We start from the raw sequence: 18,677 nt of genomic DNA, 5'->3' as shown, positions 1-18,677 counted from the left end.
GCAATGAATGAACTGATACAAGCTTTGGAGCAGCGCGTGTTCGGCCAAAAGCTGAACACCAGACTGCTTGCAACCGCCTTATTAGCAGGAGGACATGTCCTCCTTGAGGGAGTGCCGGGTCTCGGGAAAACGAGAATGGCGCGTACCCTCGCGGAATTAACTGGCGGGGAATACCGCCGTATTCAATTTACGCCGGATTTGATGCCTGCAGATATTACAGGCAGTGTGATCTACCAAATGCAGGACCATTCGTTTACAACGATTCAAGGTCCGATTTTTGCGAACGTGTTATTAGCTGATGAAATCAACCGTTCCGGACCGAAGACGCAGGCAGCGCTGCTGGAAGCGATGGAGGAGCGGCAGGTGACGATTCAGGGAAATACGTACAAGCTGCCTAATCCTTTTCTTGTCGTAGCGACCCAAAATCCCGTCGAATACGAAGGAACGTACCCGCTGCCGGAAGCACAGCTCGACCGGTTCATGTTTAAGCTGGTGCTCGATTACCCGGGCGAAGAAGCGGAGATCGCCATTCTTCGGGGACATGTGCCTTTTCACCAACAGCAAGAGGAACCGCTTCAAGCAATCATGACCCCGGAGCGGATCGTTGACCTGCAGCGGAAGTTGGCCGATGTCGTGGTAGAGGACTCCTTATACGCTTACATCGCAACGCTTATTCGCAAAACCCGCGAGTCCAAGAAGATTCAACTGGGCGCTAGTCCCCGAGCGGGAATCGCTGTGCTGATGGCGAGTAAAGCTTGGGCTCTCATGGATAGCCGGACCTATGTCACGCCGGATGATATCAAGCTTGTCGCGCGGCCTGCGCTGCGGCACAGACTGCTGCTGACACCGCAAGCGGAACTGGAGGGCGGAACGAGTGACCAAATCATTCAAGAAACGCTCGGCTCTATTCCGGTTCCTAGATAAAACCTTCTTCCACGACTTCATTTTACCCACGCGAAAACTCATTGTTCTGGTGCTAGTTGGCGCAGCCGGGATGCTGATCGCAGCTCCTTTTGATGCGATTATGCCTGTTTTTTGGAGCTTCAATGCGCTATTACTGGTACTAAGTGCAATCGACCTTCTTCTGCTTCCCAAACGCAGCAGTTGGAAAATACGTCGAACACTCCCTGAACAGGCGGATGTGCGGAGCACTTTTGAGGTGAGTCTAGAGCTTGAGAGTTTGGGTTTGGAGCGATCTATTATGCACGTTGAATTAGTGGATCATATGCCCTACACCTTTCAACTGGAAAGCAGCCAATTAAGCGGTTCTATTGCGGGGAAATCAATTACTTTTGGTTATACGGTGACGGCTACTGAAAGAGGTCGGTATATTTTTGAAAACGTGGTTCTGCGTTATTTTGGAGGCATGGGGCTCTGGAAAAAGCAGGTGCTTCTGAACTCCCAAAACACCATTGAGATTTATCCGGATTTGTCACAGGTGCGGGGTGTGCTTAACGCCGTTCAGGACGTTTTAATTTTGGAGGGCCATCGTGTATTCAAAAAGCAGCGCAGCGGCTCCGAATTCCACTATATTCGGGACTATGTGCAGGGGGACGACGTCCGGCTTATCAATTGGAAAGCGTCGGCGCGTTCGACGAAGCTGATGACGAATCTTTTTCAACCGGAAAAAGGAAAGATTGTCACCATTGTGCTGGACTGCGGCAGGCAAATGGCGATTGAGCTGGAAGGGCAAGTGAAGCTGGATCGGACCCTGGAAGCTGCGTTGACTTTAGCTGCAGTAGCACTCAAACAAGGAGATCAAGTAGCGTTAATTGCTTACTCCAACAAGGTTAAAGTGTATGTGCCCGCAGGAAAAGGGCTGCCTCATCTGCAAGTCTTAACGAAGGCGGTGTATGATTTAAGCACGGATTTTGTTGAATCCAGCACACAGATCGCATTTACACATATCCTGCGTTTTCTGAAAAAGCGCTCGCTTGTCGTCTTATTTTCCGATATGGAGAGCTATCTATATAATCAAGAAATGCTGCCGTATGTGCAGCGGCTCCGCAGAAGCCATCAGGCACTGCTTTTATCACTCCAGGATCCGCTGATTCATCAATGGGCGCGTGTTCGGGCTGAAGATAGCCGGCAAGCTTATAAGATGAGTATGGCCCACAAGTTTACGACGGATCGTTACGCCTATGTAAACGAAATGGCCGGCAGAGGCATTCCCGTGATGGATGTCCCCGCCGACCAGCTGACGCTTAGCGCCGTTAATGCTTATTTGGATTTGAAAGCTAGTGATCGTTTATAGCGTTAATATTTGTCTGCTATTCGCACGTTTGCGGATGCCATAAACGAAGTATAACGCGAGGAGCAGCAAAGTAACGCCGGCGATGATGTATTTCATTTCAAGTGGCAGCGTGGAAGGGGTAATGTAACCTTCGATGAGCCCCGCGATAATGAACAGCGGAATCGTGCCGATCAGGAGCTGGGCGGATTCCTTGGCCGACTCCAGAAAACGCAGCTTGCGCGGATAAGGTCCCGGCACGAAAAAGCGATAGCCCATGTACAAACCGGCACCACCTGCTATGAAAATGGCGGTAAGTTCAATAATACCGTGCGGCAAAATGTACGCCCAGAATACATAACTTTTACCGGATTGCATGTAAACGGCGGCCAAGGCACCAACAAGAAGGCCGTTGCTGATCATCAGGTAGACAGTTCCGACGCCAAGCGTGATGCCGCTGATGAAGGCGAGGACCGCGACTCGGATATTATTCGTCATGATCGCCGTCGAGATTAGCGGCGAATGCAGGTCGCCCCGGGGATCCGCTGTTTTGGACGGATCGATGTTTTCGGCCATGCCACCTGGCATAATGAAGGCCAAATTCAGCGGATCATGCCAAACTGAGAGGAAGCCGAGCAAGCCTCCCAGCAGAAAAAGAACGAAAGCAACGCCAACGAATAGGCTTCTTGCTTGGATCAGCGAAGGGAAATAATGAAGGAAAAACTCCTTCATTTGGGTGCTGCTTGTAAGGCTGTCTTTATACATTGTATTGTGCGCTTGTGAGACAAGATGATTTAGATAAACGGTTGTTTCATCTGCAGGCAAGTGGGTTTGGAGCGTGGCTAAGTGTGCTGAAGCCATTTTGTAAAGCTCCGTAAACCTGTTCACCTGACTGGCCTGCAGGCTGCGCTTTCTCTTCCCTAGCTGAAGCTGTAATTGCTCTAGCTCCGTCCATTGGGATTTGTGTTCTCGGATAAATCGCGAGATGTCCATAAAAGCCCCCTAAGTATTCTACTAGCTCTTGCGAAACCTACCTGTTCTAGGCTGAGGTTTGCTGTAATCTGTTCATTTTAGCATAGGGAAGTCTTAAATTACCATAATTATGCAACATTAAGGAGATGTTATGAACGAGCCTCTGGATAGAGAAGTAACGGTCGTCACCCCTGAGCAGGTGCAATTGCAATTTCAAACTGCTGGAATTGGCAGCAGGGCGGCAGCACATCTGCTAGATAGCCTTATTTTAATATTTGTAAATGTCCTGTTGTTCGTGTTCGTTATTTTGGTGAGCAGGTTATATTCGGGCAGTTGGCTGCCTGATCTTGCGGATTATCTTTTGGCAATTACCATCGTTTTATGGATTGTATTGAACCTGGGTTATTTCGTATGTTCGGAAGCGTTTATGGGTGGACAAACGTTGGGAAAACGCTGGTTAGGCCTGCGTGTCATCCAAAACAACGGCCAATCGGCAACGCTTTTATCCATTATCATTCGCAATTTATTTCGTTTGCTCGATGTGATGCCTGTTTTCTATTTTGTGGGAATGCTCAGCATTTTCTTAAGCTCGAAGGATAAGCGGATCGGCGATATGGTTGCTGGCACCCTGGTTGTGATTGAAGTGCGATTTGAACGGATAAAACGGCGAAAACAACTTGAAAAAGCGATCGCTCGCAAGAATTTTCCGGAGATTGCTTTGCATATCGAGGAGGCTCCGAGGCAGGGAGTTACGGCTAAGGATTGGCAGCTGCTGCAGGCTTGGGTTGAAAGAGTGCCTACCATGCCTGACGCGAGGTTGGCCGAGCTGGCTGCGCCTATTGCGCACTATTTTGCGGAAAAATTAGATCAGGATTCGGCCATTGCTGATGATGCTTCTGCGTTCTTGATTAAGCTGTATGAGATTCTGCGCGAGGATTGGGAAGTATGAGTTAGGCAGCATTGACATTGGCGTAGGCATGGAATGGGGATCGTTGATCAGTCATCGATGCAAGTTGAAGGAGGAGCAGTATGGGAGTTACGGCCATAGTAGCGGGAGGTACAGGATTAGTAGGCAGGGAATTGATTCGGCTGCTGCTGGAGGATCCTAGGTACGATAAAATTATTGCGCTTGTTCGCAGGGACATTCAGATCCGTCATCTTCGGGGAAGTGAAAAGCTCGTCCAAGTGAAAACAGATTACAGCCAATTAGATGCTGATCTAGGGCCATCTGTTATGGCTGCTATGGAAGGTGCTCACGTGTTTTGCACATTGGGGACAACAATTAAGAAAGCAGGCTCCCAAGAGCAATTTCGCAGAGTAGATTTCGAATTCCCTATGAAACTGGGTGAAATTGCTGGTGCAGGGAAGGCGGAAGTCTTTGCTATCGTAACTGCAATGGGAGCGAACCATGCTTCATCAATCTTTTATAATTGGGTAAAAGGTGATGTCGAGCAGGGGCTGCGGGCTCTGAACCTTCGTTCCCTTTATATGCTTCGTCCTTCTCTGATTCTAGGGGATCGGGATGAAGTCAGAGTGGGTGAGCAGTTTGGGGGCCTAGTCTCACGGGTGATTTCTCCGCTTATGATTGGCGGGCTTCGGACTTATCGCCCTATTCAAGCGAGCAAGATTGCTGCTGGGTTAATCGCTTGCGCCCAAAAAGGCGAGGCAGGTGCTCACGTGGTATTATCCGATCGGATCGCCGAGTTGGCAGGCACGTAGAGGACTGTTTTCGCGACGGCGCGCTAATCCTGGGCGTGCGCCGGCTTATGACGGTGTTCAAACCCGTGAGATTCTCTGTGGATATCGACGAGTCACTCGCTTCCTGATATGATGAAAGACGTTACATATTAATGTGCCAAAATTGTTTTGGGGAAAGTAGGTTTTGTACGATGATCGATCATATTGTACTTGTAAAATTCGGAGAAACAACTACGCAGGAGCAGCTTCAAGAAGTCGTCGACCGCTTCAAAGCGCTTCGTTCTCATCTGACGGGGATTGTCGATATTCAAGCAGGCATTAACTTCTCAGAGAAAAATAAAGGATACCAAGTGGTTTTGTCGGTTCGTTTTGAGGATCGCGCTGCGCTTGAAGCTTACGGCCCAAATCCGGAGCACCAAGCGGTTGCGGCATATATTCGCGAGGTAGGCCGTGAGGATAGCCTGATTGTTGACATTGAGATTTAAGAGGGCGTTGTCCTCCGATGGGCAATGGGCAGTTTGCTGATCTGTTGTTAACAGGAAAAAATCCCGTTAATTGATTCTTTGCAGCTGGCATTCGACGAATAACTGGAAATAGTACCATTAAAACAGCCGGTATACCTATTATCGTGTTTGCAGTGGCTAATTAACGGCATTAATTCCATCTAAAATTAAAACCGATAAGGGTTATCTCAAAAGGTCAGGATATGACCGTGGGGATAGCCCTTTTTAGTGTAATGGAATCCAGCGAGAGGAACTATGGTCCTCTATTTTTGAAATTGCTGGGGCAAAGGCTAATCAGAGGGAACTGTGATCCGTTATTTTATCCATTTTAGCCCAAATCGATGGTTTTTTGGGCGAATAAGGTCCTGTAGTTCCGTAATTATGCCGATATCGGCAATTTGGAACGAATAACGCGCTGTAGTTCCCTTTTTCGCGCAGAAAAGGGGGCAGAGTTGTTTTTAGCCGCTCCGTCGCCGCTGTCACCACCGAGTTGTTCGCGTCCCGCGCCGCTCACGCCCCTACGTTGCTCGTGCCCCCGCGGGCCCTGCTCTCACGCTTGCTCCCGCACGGCTCACGCGCCCCACGTACCCCGTCTAGCCTCCCTTACCCGTCAGCTCCTTCCGGTACACCGAAGGAGCACTACCGCTCCATTTGTGAAACTGCTTGGAGAAATAAAGCGCATCGTTAAAGCCGACAGACGAGGCCACCTGGTCGATAGTCATGGACGTTTCCAAAAGCTGCTTGGCGCGCTCCATACGGATTTTGAAGAGGTACTGCATGGGGGCGAGGCCCGTGGCTTGTTTGAACATTTTGCACAAGTAGGTTCGGTGATAACCCAGCGTGCGGGCGAGCTGCTCAATGGAGACGACTTGGGTGTACTGGAGCTCCAGATAGCGGACCGCCTGGCTGACTTGCCGCTGTATCTCCGTCTCGGTGGCCGGCTTGGTCTTTGCCTGATGGGCGCCCGCCCGGCCAAGCTCGCGAAGCAACAGCCGCAGCCAGCCGGCCGCTTCAATATCCTCCAGCGCCGGGTACATCGACTGCTGAAAGCTGGAGCGGATTCGGCGATAGTAGTGTCGCATGGAGCGGGGGACGCTACCTGAGATAACGGCGTTTTGCGGGGAAGCGCCGATCTGAGAGAGCATCATGCCCGCAGCGTGACCCGTGAACGCGACCCATGAATAATGCCATGGATTCTCGGCGTCCGCCGTATACCGAAACAGCTCGCCAGGGTAGATGATAAATGTGTCGCCTGCTGTGCAGTGATAGGTACGGTTGTGCATCTCGAAAGTACCGTTACCGGAATGCACGGTGTGGACCAGGTAGTAATCGTGGACACCTGGCCCTGTATTGTGTAAGGCAATAGGTTTGCCTTCTCCGCTAAAAAGCACGGAAAGTTCGCTATTGCTCTCATGCGGATTAATGCTGACGGTAAAATAGGTATGCTCACTACTCATATAAACCTCGGTATTTTTTATTTTAAGCGTACCTCAATAAACTACAAATGTCCATATTGGAGTTCGTTCAATCCATATGCTTCCAATGCTTCCTGCGCTATAGTGAAGATATGAAAACGACAACCAATTTGGAGGGTATTCACACATGTCCAAAATTACTTTTCTAGGTGCCGGAAGTACTGTTTTTGCGAAAAACGTGCTTGGAGATTGCTTGATGACTCCCGCGCTGCAAGGCTTTGAAATCGCTCTCTTTGATATTGATCACGAACGTCTGCAAGACTCAGCCAACATGCTGAATAATATCAAAAAAACAAGCGGCAGTACGTCCGTTATTAAATCGTATACAGACCGCAAAGAAGCTTTAAGAGGTGCAAAATATGTCGTAAATGCCATTCAAGTAGGTGGCTATGATCCATGTACGATTACGGATTTTGAAATCCCGAAAAAGTATGGCTTGCGACAAACGATTGCAGATACAGTCGGAATTGGCGGCATTTTCAGAAATTTGCGGACGATTCCCGTTATGCTTGATTTTGCAGCGGATATTCGTGAAGTGTGCCCGGATGCCTTGTTCCTAAACTATACGAATCCAATGGCTGTTTTAACAAATGTGATGAACACATACGGAGGCGTACGTACTGTCGGCCTTTGTCACAGTGTACAGGCCTGTATTCCTGAGCTGTTCAAGAGCCTTGGCCTGGAAAAGGAAGGCGTCAAAGCCAAAATTGCAGGCATCAACCATATGGCTTGGCTGCTTGAGGTAACGAAGGATGGCGTCGATCTGTACCCGGAAATCAAGAAACGGGCGATCGAGAAGCAAAAAGAAAAGCACAAGGATATGGTCCGTTTCGAAATGATGCTGAAATTCGGCCATTACATTACGGAATCCTCCGAGCACAATGCGGAATATCATCCGTACTTCATTAAACGGAATTATCCGGAGCTGATCGACCGCTTCAATATTCCGCTTGACGAGTACCCGCGCCGCTGCGTCAACCAGATCAGCCGCTGGAAGCAAATGCGCGAGGATCTCGTGAACGATGCGAATTTGACGCATGAGCGTTCCCATGAGTATGCTTCCTACATTTTCGAAGCCATTGAAACGGATGTTCCGTTCAAAATCGGCGGCAACGTCATGAATACCGGCTTAATTACGAATTTGCCGCGCGAAGCGTGCGTGGAAGTACCTTGTTTGGTTGACCGCAACGGGGTTACACCAACTTACGTTGGGGATCTGCCGCCACAGCTCGCAGCGCTCAATCGCACGAACATCAATACGCAGCTATTGACGATTGAAGCAGCCATTACACGCAAGCGTGATCATATTTATCACGCAGCGATGCTTGATCCGCATACGTCAGCTGAGTTGTCGATGGACGACATCGTCGCAATGTGCGATGAGTTGATAGAAGCGCATGGCAGCTGGCTGCCTGAGTTCTCCTAAGCATATCTATAAAAAAAGAAGGCCATGGCGTATGTCTGACATACCCATGACCTTCTTTTTCTTGTTTCAACCGCCGAATGCATCGCGAAAAGCTTGGTTTAGAACCGCCAACTCAACCTTCCATATGGGAGCAATTTCAGGTCCTACGTTGATGTCAAACCAATCGGAGAGCGCTTTGCGGTTTGAGCCGTTCTCCACGATGAAGGGGAGATTGAGCATCACCTTTTTCACATACAGCTCCTCAGCCTCTTTTATTTGCTCGGGGGAGAGCCATATTTTTAACCGTTTCACAGTCCGGTATAATTCCTTGCTGCAAGCCCTCCGAATGCTTCGGGCATTGGGGAATTGCTGTTTATGTTTTTCGCCTTGTTTGTTATTGATCATGACTGCATCCACACTCCTCTATGCTATGTGTATGCATGGAGTGGGCTTGGAGCCACTCGCGACAAAGAGCTAAGGAGCCCAAGTTGAGTGGCACAGCCGTTAAAGTTCGTTAATCAACTACCAGGTAGCCAATCATAGGTCCGTTATGAGCGATATCGGCATGTGTCATACAAATAATGCGGTACGTACCTTCCTGATCGGCAGTGAAATGAACGATGGTCTCTTTTCCTTTTTTGACTTCACCGCTAATGTTAAGCCCTTCAATGAGAAAAGGGTGGCTATCGCCGTTGACGCCGTAAATGCTGAGTTTGATTCGTTCACCTTTATGAATGACTACGGTGCCGGGATCCCAGCGGTACGCTTCAATCGTTTTGCCATCTTTGGTGGTTGATTTGAATTCCCCTACAACCATGTGAATGGTTCTTTCAGGCGTAGGCTCGGCCAATGTGGGGACGATTTTGCCTCGATTCATGTAGAGAACGCCTGAGAGAAGCAGCAGCAAGATGACGGCTGCCAGATAGAGATGCTTGCGCTTAACAATCCATACTTGGGACATAGGGCCCGCCTCCTGTACAAACATACTTGTACATTTTATGCAGAGGCTTGTCAGCACATGAATATTCTTTCCTATTTTAACGGGCAATAAGTGGGTGAAACTGGTTGATGAGAGCCCGTCTGTGTTAGAATGGAGGGTAGAAATCGGATGGATTATAGAGGGAGAGAGGGTTCATGAATGGGTGAGTTGATTCACAATGTTTTGCTTTACTTGGAAGGGCTTGGGTATTGGGGAATTTTCCTCGGATTGATGCTGGAAGTGATTCCGAACGAGCTGCTTCTTGCCTATGCGGGCTACCTGGTATCCAAAGGTGAGATTAATTTCTATGGTGCCATTGTTTGCGCGGTAATCGGCGGGACACTAGCCCAAATCGTGCTTTATTGGATCGGACGCTACGGTGGCAGACCTTTCCTGGAGAAGTACGGCAAATACTTGCTGATCAGCAAGCATCATATCGATGTTGCTGAAGCGTGGTTCAACCGCTACGGTACGGGCATGATTTTCACAGCCAGATTCATCCCCATCGTCCGTCACGCGATATCTCTTCCGGGTGGCATGGCCAAAATGCCGCTTGGCAAATTTACACTGTACACAGGTTTAGCACTAATTCCGTATTCCTTTCTCTATGTTTACTTAGGGATGAAGCTCAAAGACAATTGGGAAACGATTGATGAAATCGCAGGACCGTACATTAAACCGTTAATTATTGCAGCGATTGTTTTAACACTCTTGTATGTGGGATACCAACTTTATTTGAAAAGAAAAGCGAAAGTTTAGCGATCTGGATTTGCGCATTCGATTCAATTTGTTACAATAATAAGGAAGAATTACGAAAATGGCGGGACTTTGATCGACTTTCAATGATCCCTATTTTAGGAGGATGGGTAGCGATGAGTACGAATCTTGCAAGCAAATTGCGCACAGGCTTGAAACCACAGCAATTCATTGACAGCATGGAGAAAAATCAAGAGAAATTTTTGGAGTATTACAACGGATTTGCATGGGACAATGAAGAGGATAAGGAATATTTCGAATCTCTAAATAACCGTGACGATCTGCGCTGTGTTATTATTGCTGCGGATTGGTGCGGCGATGTTGTTCGCAACGTACCTGTCGTGTTTAAAGCGCTGGAAAACAGCGGTGTGCCTGTAGAAGTGTTGATTATGGAACAAAACTACGACGTAATCGATCAGTTCCTGACAGGTGGCGGCCGTTCGATTCCAATCGTTGCGTTTACAGATACTGGCGGTTTTGTCCTTGGACATTGGGGTCCACGCCCGAAAAAGGTTCAAGCGGTCATGACGCAGTTCAAAAAAGAAAATCCAGATCGCGAAGCGCCGGATTATAACGAGAAAATTCAAGTAGCCAGAGCCGAAATGGGTCGTCAATATGGCGAAGGTAACGGGTACCACGCTGTTATTGTGAAGGAACTTCGTGACTTAATCGAGTCGTTCTAAGCGAATGCTAAAGTGAGGGCATATGATTAACATAGAAACATTTGTTTTAGGACCAGTTAGTACTAATGCATATTTATTGTCAGATCCGGAGACGAAAAAGGGGATTATTATTGATCCAGGTATGAACCCGAAGTCGCTGATCAAAAAGATTGCTGATTTAGAGATTGAAGCGATTCTTCTGACGCATGCGCATTTCGATCATATTGGCGGCGTTGATGAAATTCGCAAGCTGAAAAAGTGTCCCGTTTACATACACGATCTGGAAGCCGACTGGCTGACGAATCCGAAGAAAAACGGTTCCACTCGCTGGCCTGAGCTGGGCGTCCTTATTGAGACCGAGCCGGCCGAGTATGCGCTGGACGAAGGGCAAACTTTGGAGTTTCTGGGCATCCAGTTCAAAGTGTTCCATACACCCGGTCATTCCCCGGGAAGCGTGAGCTTCTTATACGATAAACATTTGTTTAGCGGGGATGTTCTGTTTAAACTGTCGGTAGGCCGGACGGATCTGCCTGGTGGAGATAACAATGAGCTGCTGGATTCTATCCAGGATAAGCTCTTCCTCCTTGAAGACGATACGATCGTCTATCCGGGGCATGGCGGTAAAACAACGATTGGCTTCGAAAAAGATAATAATCCATATGTGTAGAAGAAACAGCGAGTCGGGAGTGTGTTCCTGACCGCTGTTTTTTTTGTTCTACCTCTGCGTATTACCCAGGTACAAGCGGGCTGATGCAGGAGGCTCGTTCGCCCATGATACGTAACCATTTTTGGGTGATCTGGGTGTTTACCGTGTTCGTGGTAGGTGCTCCCCCATAGACTGATGTTGTAAGCTATTCACCCAACCCTAACGATAACAACCTAATGTTAAAGCTTCAATATTCTAAGGAGGTGCTCCATCCATGGAGTTTGTAAAACCAACGTATCCAATTGCACCGATGCCAGCTCCAATGCCAATGCCAGCCCCGATGCCGATGCCAATGCCAATGCCAGTCGCACCGGCGCCAGCGCCTATTATGCACCACAAACCAGTTCACAATGACATCCACCTGCACGCTTCGTACCAACAAACTTCGTTTGTATTCCCAAAACCGGTTGCCGCAGCGCCAGTAGCCAAAGTTTGTGCATACCCTAACAACAACGTAGGCAGCATTCTTGTTCTGTTCATTTTGCTTGTCATTATCACTCGTTGTATTTGTAAATTTTAATTACGAGTAGTTCACTAGTTCACTCGGCCCACGGCAGGAGACGCCTGCGTGGGTTATTTTTTATGCATGAATGGTACTAGCTGTGTTCTCGGAAGGTTATTCTGCGATGAACCGCAAAGTAGTATCATTTTTTCACAACATAGAGTCACATTTCATCTCCCCATCTTGTTAAGCTTAGAGGGTCAATAAGAACCAATGCAGCGATAATTCATAAATGATAGGGGACTATATACGATGCAAAAAAGCGATGGCATGAATTACGCACCAGTCGGTACATTTAACTCCGTTTGTCAACCTGGCGAGTTTATATTTGCAGCAGCAGCGCTGGATCACGGTCATATCTACGGGATGTGCAACGGGCTTCGCGAAGCGGGCGGCGAGTTGAAATGGGTGTATGACCCGGATCCTAAGAAAGTAGATACATTTGTAAGCAAATTCCCGGGTGTTCGTGTTGCGAGCTCCTTGGAGGAGATCCTTCAAGACAGCGAAGTCAAGCTGGTTGCCGCAGCGGCGATTCCTAGCGATCGCGGACCGCTTGGCCTGAAGGTCATGGACAGCGGCAAAGATTATTTTACAGACAAAGCGCCATTCACGACATTGGAGCAGTTGGAAGCGGCACGCGCGAAAGTTGTTGAGACGAAGCAAAAGTATGCCGTTTACTACAGCGAACGTCTTCATTCAGAAAGCTCCATCTTTGCGGAGCAGCTAATCAAGCAGGGCGCAATCGGACGTGTGCTGCAGGTAATCGGTCTTGGACCGCACCGCATCAACTTGTCGAGCAGACCGGACTGGTTCTTCGAGAAAGAGAAGTTTGGCGGAATTTTGTGCGACATCGGAAGCCATCAAATTGAACAATTCCTTCAGTTCACAGGCGCGAAGGATGCCAAGGTCGTACATAGTAAAATCGCAAACTATAACTACCCGCAGTATCCGACGTTTGAAGATTTCGGCGACGCGACATTGGTTGGAGATAATGGGGCGACAGGTTATTTCCGGGTAGACTGGTTTACGCCGGATGGCTTAAGCACGTGGGGCGATGGCCGCATGACGATTCTCGGCACAGAAGGTTATATTGAGCTTCGCAAATATGTGGATATTGCCAGAGAGCAGACAAGCAATCATGTGTATCTTGTGAACGGGGATGGCGAGCAGCATTTTGCAGTGAATGGCCAGGTTGGCTACCCTTACTTCGGCCAGCTGATCCTGGACTGCTTGCACCGTACAGAAAATGCGATGACACAGGAGCACGCTTTCAAAGCGGCGGAGCTGTGCTTGATTGCGCAACGCGATGCGATGAGAATTACATCGGAAAAGTAATAGCTGCTATCATGCAGCGTACAGGAGTAAGCTGACCTCTACGGAGGTCGGCTTTTTTTGTGTAAGTGTCATTGTCGCTCTGTTGCTGACTATTCCCTGAAAATCAAATTACGCGTGCGGAATTTGCAGCACTATTGGTACGTGGACTTGGATTGACCGAGACAAGCCTTGGAAAGTTTACTGAAGTGAAGGAATCCGATTGGTATTCCGGAGCGGTAGGGGCAGCTGTGAAAGCCGGCTTGGTAGAAGGATTTGAAGATGGGACGTTCAGCCCTAATGCCAACCTTACACGTGAACAAATGGCGGTAATGATTGCTCGAGCCATGGCACTGGCAGGTAACAGTGGGATAGCGGATGTCAAAGGACTACAAGCATTCGATGATGAGAAGTCGATGAATGGATGGGCCAAAGACGCGGTTGCCCGAGCTTTGCATGCTGGCATTATGAACGGCATCACCAATGCCAGTTTCATGCCGGGAGAGAAGGCGACACGCGCACAAGCGGCGGTTATCCTGAAACGATTGCTGCAATTTGAGAAATTCATGAACTAACATGTTGTGGCTGGTTCCATAAGTCCAAAAAACGAGGCTATCCCTCGGTCATTAGATGACCTTTGGGATAGCCTCGTTTCTTTAGGTTCCAAAGTATGGATTTTGATACACATAAGGACTTGTGGGTGCATCTTGCGTATCAACTGTTTTGGCCACGATCGTTAATACGTCTTTGCCGTCAAATTGTCGTTTCTCTAAGGTGCCGAGCGCGACTGCGTACATATCGTTTTTCCATTGTTCCGGGGTATCGGCTTCCACTAGGATCGCCAGCGGGACGGAGTCTGCGACACAGCACCGCATGGAAAATCGGCCGAGGGCAAACTGATTTTTGCTCATAGTATCCAGACGGTATACGTACCCGCTAATCTGCACCTTTTTACCCACAAATTGATCTTGATACAAGTCCAGCGACGTCAATGATTCGATATAAAAATCATCGTTAATCACGATGAGAGGTTCTTTGTACATCTCCGCAGCCCGTTTGGCGTATGGCTTGGTGTATTCATTAAACGGAAAAACCTGACCTGTATCTGATTGCAGCTTATCATTCGGAATTAAGTTCGGGCTTGCATCGCCGTAATTGTTATTCACTAGAATACCCGAAGGGGTGAAATTTAATCCTTTTTTGGCCGCCATCTGACTGCCTAGTACCGCATTGGGAAAAGAAAAGGCAAGGACCAGAGGGATGATCAGAACTCCATACATGGTAATAACGCCGGGCTACCAATGATCGTGGCTATGTACGGAGCATGAACAGGCGGCTGCCGCTGTTGGGGTCTTGGCGCGGATCGCTCGAACTGCCAAATAAAGCTGATGCATAGCCAGTACATACATGCCCACGGCAAGACTTTTCACCCATAAATTCATGGTTGGTGCGACATAATAAATCAAAGCATCGGAACGGCTGATCTGCACAATAAAAATAACGAAGGCGAGTAAAACTGCAGCTCGAATCGTTCGATGCACGAACGTGGACCGGACCCTAGCAGAACGACTGCAGCAGAAATGAGCATAACCGTTACGACGGTTTTAATTCGGAACACTTTAAGCAGCATCATCGTGCTTTTGATATCGAGCATAGCGCCAAACACGAGAAAGGCAAGTACAGAGCCGAGGCTGAAACCTGGAATGAACGTTGCGCCGACGAAGGCGTCTGCGGTGGAGCAGATGGAAAGAATGTAGGAGAGCCCCATCATAAACAAATGAGGAGTGAAGTCACCCTCGCTTAATGTCAGAAGCCATTTTTTGCTTACAACTGTTTGGAGCAAAGCAGTAATCGTTGCGCCTAAAACTAAAAATTTGCCAACATCAAACATTTCAATGGCGGCATGTTCCAATGTTTCATGCCATTTATTCGTCCATGCGGCTGCTTTTGGTGGTTGGACCGGGAGAGGGCGTTTGGGGATTTTTTTCATTGGAGTGACTTGGTCAATCGTGTTGTTCACTGGCGAGCGAAGCGCAGAATTGCTTACACCTCGGGCAGCCCACAGCCCAATAATAGCCGCTGCGGCAAACGCCAACACCATGCGGGCTATCGCCATCTCCGGATGAGCGCGAAAGGCCACGAACGTGTATGTAAACACGACGGGATTAATAATCGGTCCGGCCATCATAAAGACAAGACCGATATAAGGCGGCATGCCTTTGCGGATCAGTCGGTGCACGACAGGGATAATTCCGCATTCGCAAAGCGGAAAGACGATGCCGAGCAGACATCCAAAGAGGATGCCGGGAATTGTTTTTTTCGGTATCCATCGCTGCAGCGTTTGATCACTAATGAATGTTTGCAGCAAAGCGGAAATCACGACGCTTAGCAGAATAAACGGAAATTACTCTAGTAAAATACCGAGAACCATGGTGCGATAGAAAACTCATTGAGCCCGCTGCCTCCTTAACAAATGGTCAACAAAATTAAAAACAATAATAAAATGTTGTTTTTAAATTGTTTGATTTGTATTTTCTATTGATTTTAGCAGGCGATTATTATTTCTACATCATTATTTTGTTAAAAAATTGTTAAGGGGAGGAGGGGTTGGTCAATTCTTTGTTCCAGTATAAAAAAACACCTAACATCAAAAGATGTCAGGTGTCCTGATTGCTATTAGCAAAATATTCACGAGTTTGTTTGCGAGATTGAGGGGTTAACACACGATCAAGCTCCTCATTTAGCCAAGTAAGCGATTTGTTACGCAGAACATTGCGCATACTATCCTCAGCCTCAAGCATCGCCATGTTAATCGTACAGGGAGTAGCTTTGGTACATGCTGCAACCTCTTCGTCCTTCGTACATAAATAACTATTATCTTTAATGTTTTTGCATTGGAAAATAGGCGCCTTCCCTTCAACAGCTTCGACTACATCCCAAAACGAAATATCCGAAGGAGACTTGGCCAATTTATAGCCACCTTTCACCCCAGGGACAGAGCTCACGATACCAGCCTTGGTCAATTTGCTGAAAATCTTCGAAAGATAGGTCTCGGAAATACCTTGAAAAGCGGAAAGTTCCTTAATCCCAATCGTAGAATCAGGAGGAATATCGATTAAATATACTAAGCAATGCAGTCCATATTCAACGCCAATACTATACTGCATGCAAACACCTGCTTTCAGATATAAAAAAGTTATTATACATCATCTTAGGTGGATTTAGGAACCTTGTCAAATAGGGAGGTTTGGCATTTTTCGGATACTGTCGGGGATGAATTGTGGGTTGACAGCCATGAACGAAAGAGATATATTATAGACAAGGTTAATCGTCGATTAAAGTTATCGATGATATGACTAAGAGTAAGATCAATGAAACCCACCATAATTTTTATAAAAATAATGAAACGAAGGAGTGTCAAACACATGGAAATCAGATTGGACTATACGAAAGTACAGCCGGAGTCTCTACAAACACTTTTAAAATTGGAAGGTTACGTGAAAAAGAGTGGACTTGACAGCAAACTGGTGGAGTTGATTAAAATTCGCGCCTCGCAAATTAATGGCTGCGCCTACTGCCTGGATATGCATACGAAAGACGCACGTGCGATGGGAGAGACAGAGCAGCGTATTTATTTGCTCAACGCATGGAGAGAAGCTCCGTTTTACACACCATCCGAGCGTGCCGCATTGGCGCTAACGGAAGCTGTGACCAGAATTTCAAATGCCGGTGTGCCGGATGATTTGTATGACCAAGTTCGCAGACATTTTGATGAGGAACAATACGTTGATTTAATTATGGCAATTAACGCCATTAACAGTTGGAATCGCATGGCGATTTCAACGGGCATGGTACCTGGCGATTATCAGCCTCCTGCAAGTAAATAATCTAGTTTTGACGTGAAAATGAAAAGAGGGTGTCCAAAAGCCAATTTCCTGGCTATCGGATACCCTTTTTTCATGCCTTTTATTGATTGACAGGCTGCCCGGTTATCGGATCAAAGCGACAAATCCAAACTTATGGAAAACATTTTTAGTTGCATCTATAGCCCTTATGAGTCATTTCAAACTTTCAGCTTTCAAGTATACTTTAGACAGTTAATCTGAGCTGGACTGAAATGGAGGGGCGTGATCCATGTGTTGAAATGGTAAATGGAGCGAAAGCTAAACTGCAAAAAGTAAAGAGGTGAAGACGGTTGAGAAGATTAACTCAAGGGATTTATGTGAAAATATGCGGTTTATTCCTGATCATAAGTGTATGTTCACGCAGTTTGCCAGCAGCCGCGCATGAACACGGGGACTCAGTGACAGAGATTCAAATGGGGCCTTCTACTTTAACGGTGAATACAAGTATTGCTTCTCTTATTTTCGTCCTGCTTGTAGTGGTCGTTCTCATTCTTCACTTACGCACTAAGAAAACTGTTTTAACTAAAATGACAGGCATGATGGCGGCTATGGCGATTGCTATGGTATCCAGTCTGGTAGTCGGCACAATAACTGGAATTGTTTTGGAGAAATTATTCCTATCAACTGTTATTGGAGTCACCTTTGGCATGAGTGTTGGTTATTTATCCGGAAGGTGCTTGCATCTGCTTGCCTCTTTGGACGGCATGTTAGCAGGTTTGATGGGAGGCATGATGGGGGCGATGCTGGGAGTTATGGTAATTTCGGATTATCCGACACTTTCAATCGTTTTCATGGATGTTGTCTTAGCGGTTTCGATGTTGCTTCTATATAAGCTGTTAGATGCCGAAGAAAATCTTCATGTGGGTACTTCCGTTTCTCAGTTAGAGGTGTAGCTGTAGAGGTAGCAATATCAAGCAGGTAGTTCATCGGATTGAAACTAAATTTTCATCAATCATTCATATTATTAGCACAAAGGACACAATCTAACTACATGTTCAGGTGTATAATCAACCTTGCCGGATTCACTGGCTAGGTTGATTTTTTTTTATGATTCGAAAGGGGGGACTAGCTTGAAAAGTCGTTTGACGAAATTCTCAAGATTAGGTCTTATTTCGGGAGTTCTTATGATTTCTCTTTTTATCTTTGCTTTATTTTATTTTCAGCAGTCGGAGTCATCAGCCGAAGAGCCCACGGTTACGCAACAAGACGGATTTCAAGTTGTTACGATAAATGTGAAAGATGATGGCTTTTATCCTGCCAATATCGAGGTTCAGGCAGGTGTGCCGATAAAGCTAAATTTCAAAAAACAAAGCCGCTTGACTTGTATTAAAAGTGTAGCATCTCCTGAATTAGGAATGGATGTCTATTTGGAAAAAGGGGACAATTTCTTTACATTAAAAGATTTAAAACCCGGAACCTATAAATTTCACTGCGGTATGTATATGTACTATGGGACAATAACGGTGAAATGATGGAACAGTTGAAATCTCCATCTATTATAAATGGCGAATAAAAAAGATCGTTTCAACCTTTTTAGGGATGAAACGATTTTTTTCTTGCCCATTTTATGATA

The 18,677-nt window shown here is 47.1% G+C and carries 23 protein-coding genes; 15 read left to right on the top strand and 8 right to left on the bottom strand.

What is annotated here, in order from left to right; genetic code table 11:
* Positions 1-3 precede the first annotated feature (3 nt).
* Complete coding sequence (locus tag ACUN27_RS33695; RefSeq protein WP_315955802.1) at positions 4-924, top strand: AAA family ATPase; 921 nt, start codon at positions 4-6, stop codon at positions 922-924.
* Entirely contained in the window at positions 875-2,254 is a 1,380-nt protein-coding gene (locus tag ACUN27_RS33690; protein ID WP_445560353.1) for a DUF58 domain-containing protein, read from the top strand. Before ACUN27_RS33695 ends, ACUN27_RS33690 begins: the two co-directional genes overlap by 50 nt.
* Here the strand turns inward: ACUN27_RS33690 and ACUN27_RS33685 are convergent.
* Positions 2,249-3,223 carry a stage II sporulation protein M gene (locus tag ACUN27_RS33685; RefSeq protein ID WP_315955804.1) on the bottom strand — a complete coding sequence of 325 codons (975 nt, stop codon included), beginning with the start codon at positions 3,221-3,223 and terminating at the stop codon, positions 2,249-2,251. The two genes, ACUN27_RS33690 and ACUN27_RS33685, sit on opposite strands and share 6 nt — an antisense overlap.
* A gap of 130 nt (positions 3,224-3,353) precedes the next feature.
* On the opposite strand from ACUN27_RS33685, the gene ACUN27_RS33680 reads away from it, so the two are divergent.
* From ACUN27_RS33680 to ACUN27_RS33670, 3 genes are all read left to right on the top strand, one after another.
* Positions 3,354-4,151: an RDD family protein gene (locus tag ACUN27_RS33680; RefSeq protein ID WP_445560352.1), complete on the top strand. Its 798-nt coding sequence runs from the start codon at positions 3,354-3,356 to the stop codon at positions 4,149-4,151.
* A gap of 80 nt (positions 4,152-4,231) precedes the next feature.
* Positions 4,232-4,921 (top strand): NAD(P)H-binding protein, encoded by a 690-nt coding sequence (locus tag ACUN27_RS33675; RefSeq protein WP_445560351.1) that lies wholly within the window; start codon positions 4,232-4,234, stop codon positions 4,919-4,921.
* Positions 4,922-5,091: 170 nt separating this feature from the next.
* Positions 5,092-5,385 (top strand): Dabb family protein, encoded by a 294-nt coding sequence (locus ACUN27_RS33670; RefSeq protein WP_127457671.1) that lies wholly within the window; start codon positions 5,092-5,094, stop codon positions 5,383-5,385.
* Positions 5,386-5,996: 611 nt separating this feature from the next.
* On the opposite strand, the gene ACUN27_RS33665 is transcribed toward ACUN27_RS33670, so the two are convergent.
* Positions 5,997-6,860, bottom strand: coding sequence for an AraC family transcriptional regulator (locus ACUN27_RS33665; protein ID WP_326062648.1), 864 nt, complete (start codon positions 6,858-6,860; stop codon positions 5,997-5,999).
* 145 nt (positions 6,861-7,005) lie between these two features.
* Here ACUN27_RS33665 and ACUN27_RS33660 point away from each other — a divergent pair, with 145 nt between their 5' ends.
* Complete coding sequence (locus ACUN27_RS33660; protein ID WP_315955809.1) at positions 7,006-8,304, top strand: alpha-glucosidase/alpha-galactosidase; 1,299 nt, start codon at positions 7,006-7,008, stop codon at positions 8,302-8,304.
* A 66-nt stretch (positions 8,305-8,370) separates the two neighbouring features.
* Here the strand turns inward: ACUN27_RS33660 and ACUN27_RS33655 are convergent, their stop codons facing one another.
* On the bottom strand, positions 8,371-8,688 hold the full coding sequence (locus ACUN27_RS33655; protein WP_127457991.1) for a dehydrogenase: 318 nt from the start codon (positions 8,686-8,688) through the stop codon (positions 8,371-8,373).
* Between the two features lie 109 nt (positions 8,689-8,797).
* Positions 8,798-9,160, bottom strand: coding sequence for a cupredoxin domain-containing protein (locus ACUN27_RS33650; RefSeq protein WP_445560696.1), 363 nt, complete (start codon positions 9,158-9,160; stop codon positions 8,798-8,800).
* Positions 9,161-9,421: 261 nt separating this feature from the next.
* Here ACUN27_RS33650 and ACUN27_RS33645 point away from each other — a divergent pair, with 261 nt between their 5' ends.
* From ACUN27_RS33645 to ACUN27_RS33620, 6 genes are all read left to right on the top strand, one after another.
* Entirely contained in the window at positions 9,422-10,021 is a 600-nt protein-coding gene (locus ACUN27_RS33645) for a DedA family protein (RefSeq protein ID WP_127457989.1), read from the top strand.
* 113 nt (positions 10,022-10,134) lie between these two features.
* Positions 10,135-10,701, top strand: a complete 567-nt coding sequence (locus ACUN27_RS33640; protein ID WP_315955811.1) for a thioredoxin family protein — start codon at positions 10,135-10,137, stop codon at positions 10,699-10,701.
* A gap of 22 nt (positions 10,702-10,723) precedes the next feature.
* Complete coding sequence (locus ACUN27_RS33635; RefSeq protein ID WP_445560350.1) at positions 10,724-11,347, top strand: MBL fold metallo-hydrolase; 624 nt, start codon at positions 10,724-10,726, stop codon at positions 11,345-11,347.
* A 253-nt stretch (positions 11,348-11,600) separates the two neighbouring features.
* The gene (locus tag ACUN27_RS33630) at positions 11,601-11,906 is read left to right on the top strand and encodes a hypothetical protein (RefSeq protein ID WP_157323918.1); all 306 of its coding nucleotides are present in this window, start codon (positions 11,601-11,603) and stop codon (positions 11,904-11,906) included.
* Between the two features lie 234 nt (positions 11,907-12,140).
* Positions 12,141-13,223: a Gfo/Idh/MocA family protein gene (locus tag ACUN27_RS33625; protein ID WP_445560349.1), complete on the top strand. Its 1,083-nt coding sequence runs from the start codon at positions 12,141-12,143 to the stop codon at positions 13,221-13,223.
* Between the two features lie 152 nt (positions 13,224-13,375).
* On the top strand, positions 13,376-13,774 hold the full coding sequence (locus ACUN27_RS33620; protein ID WP_445560348.1) for an S-layer homology domain-containing protein: 399 nt from the start codon (positions 13,376-13,378) through the stop codon (positions 13,772-13,774).
* 81 nt (positions 13,775-13,855) lie between these two features.
* Here ACUN27_RS33620 and ACUN27_RS33615 read toward each other — a convergent pair whose 3' ends face one another.
* From ACUN27_RS33615 to ACUN27_RS33600, 4 genes are all read right to left on the bottom strand, one after another.
* Positions 13,856-14,479, bottom strand: a complete 624-nt coding sequence (locus ACUN27_RS33615; protein WP_445560347.1) for a TIGR03943 family putative permease subunit — start codon at positions 14,477-14,479, stop codon at positions 13,856-13,858.
* A 15-nt stretch (positions 14,480-14,494) separates the two neighbouring features.
* A complete protein-coding gene (locus tag ACUN27_RS33610; protein ID WP_418936936.1) occupies positions 14,495-14,689 on the bottom strand; it encodes a hypothetical protein in 195 nt (64 codons plus the stop codon).
* The gene (locus ACUN27_RS33605) at positions 14,662-15,591 is read right to left on the bottom strand and encodes a permease (protein ID WP_445560695.1); all 930 of its coding nucleotides are present in this window, start codon (positions 15,589-15,591) and stop codon (positions 14,662-14,664) included. Before ACUN27_RS33605 ends, ACUN27_RS33610 begins: the two co-directional genes overlap by 28 nt.
* A gap of 265 nt (positions 15,592-15,856) precedes the next feature.
* Positions 15,857-16,366 (bottom strand): Rrf2 family transcriptional regulator, encoded by a 510-nt coding sequence (locus ACUN27_RS33600; RefSeq protein ID WP_315955815.1) that lies wholly within the window; start codon positions 16,364-16,366, stop codon positions 15,857-15,859.
* A 258-nt stretch (positions 16,367-16,624) separates the two neighbouring features.
* Here ACUN27_RS33600 and ACUN27_RS33595 point away from each other — a divergent pair, with 258 nt between their 5' ends.
* The 3 genes from ACUN27_RS33595 to ACUN27_RS33585 all read left to right on the top strand — a co-directional run bounded on the left by ACUN27_RS33595 (position 16,625) and on the right by ACUN27_RS33585 (position 18,576).
* Complete coding sequence (locus ACUN27_RS33595; RefSeq protein ID WP_315955816.1) at positions 16,625-17,086, top strand: carboxymuconolactone decarboxylase family protein; 462 nt, start codon at positions 16,625-16,627, stop codon at positions 17,084-17,086.
* Between the two features lie 308 nt (positions 17,087-17,394).
* On the top strand, positions 17,395-17,997 hold the full coding sequence (locus ACUN27_RS33590; RefSeq protein ID WP_445560346.1) for a hypothetical protein: 603 nt from the start codon (positions 17,395-17,397) through the stop codon (positions 17,995-17,997).
* A gap of 177 nt (positions 17,998-18,174) precedes the next feature.
* Positions 18,175-18,576 (top strand): cupredoxin domain-containing protein, encoded by a 402-nt coding sequence (locus ACUN27_RS33585; protein ID WP_315955818.1) that lies wholly within the window; start codon positions 18,175-18,177, stop codon positions 18,574-18,576.
* Positions 18,577-18,677 lie beyond the last annotated feature (101 nt).

Source organism: Paenibacillus sp. WC2504, assembly GCF_052682475.1.
This window is presented reverse-complemented; position numbering and strand designations above follow the sequence as displayed.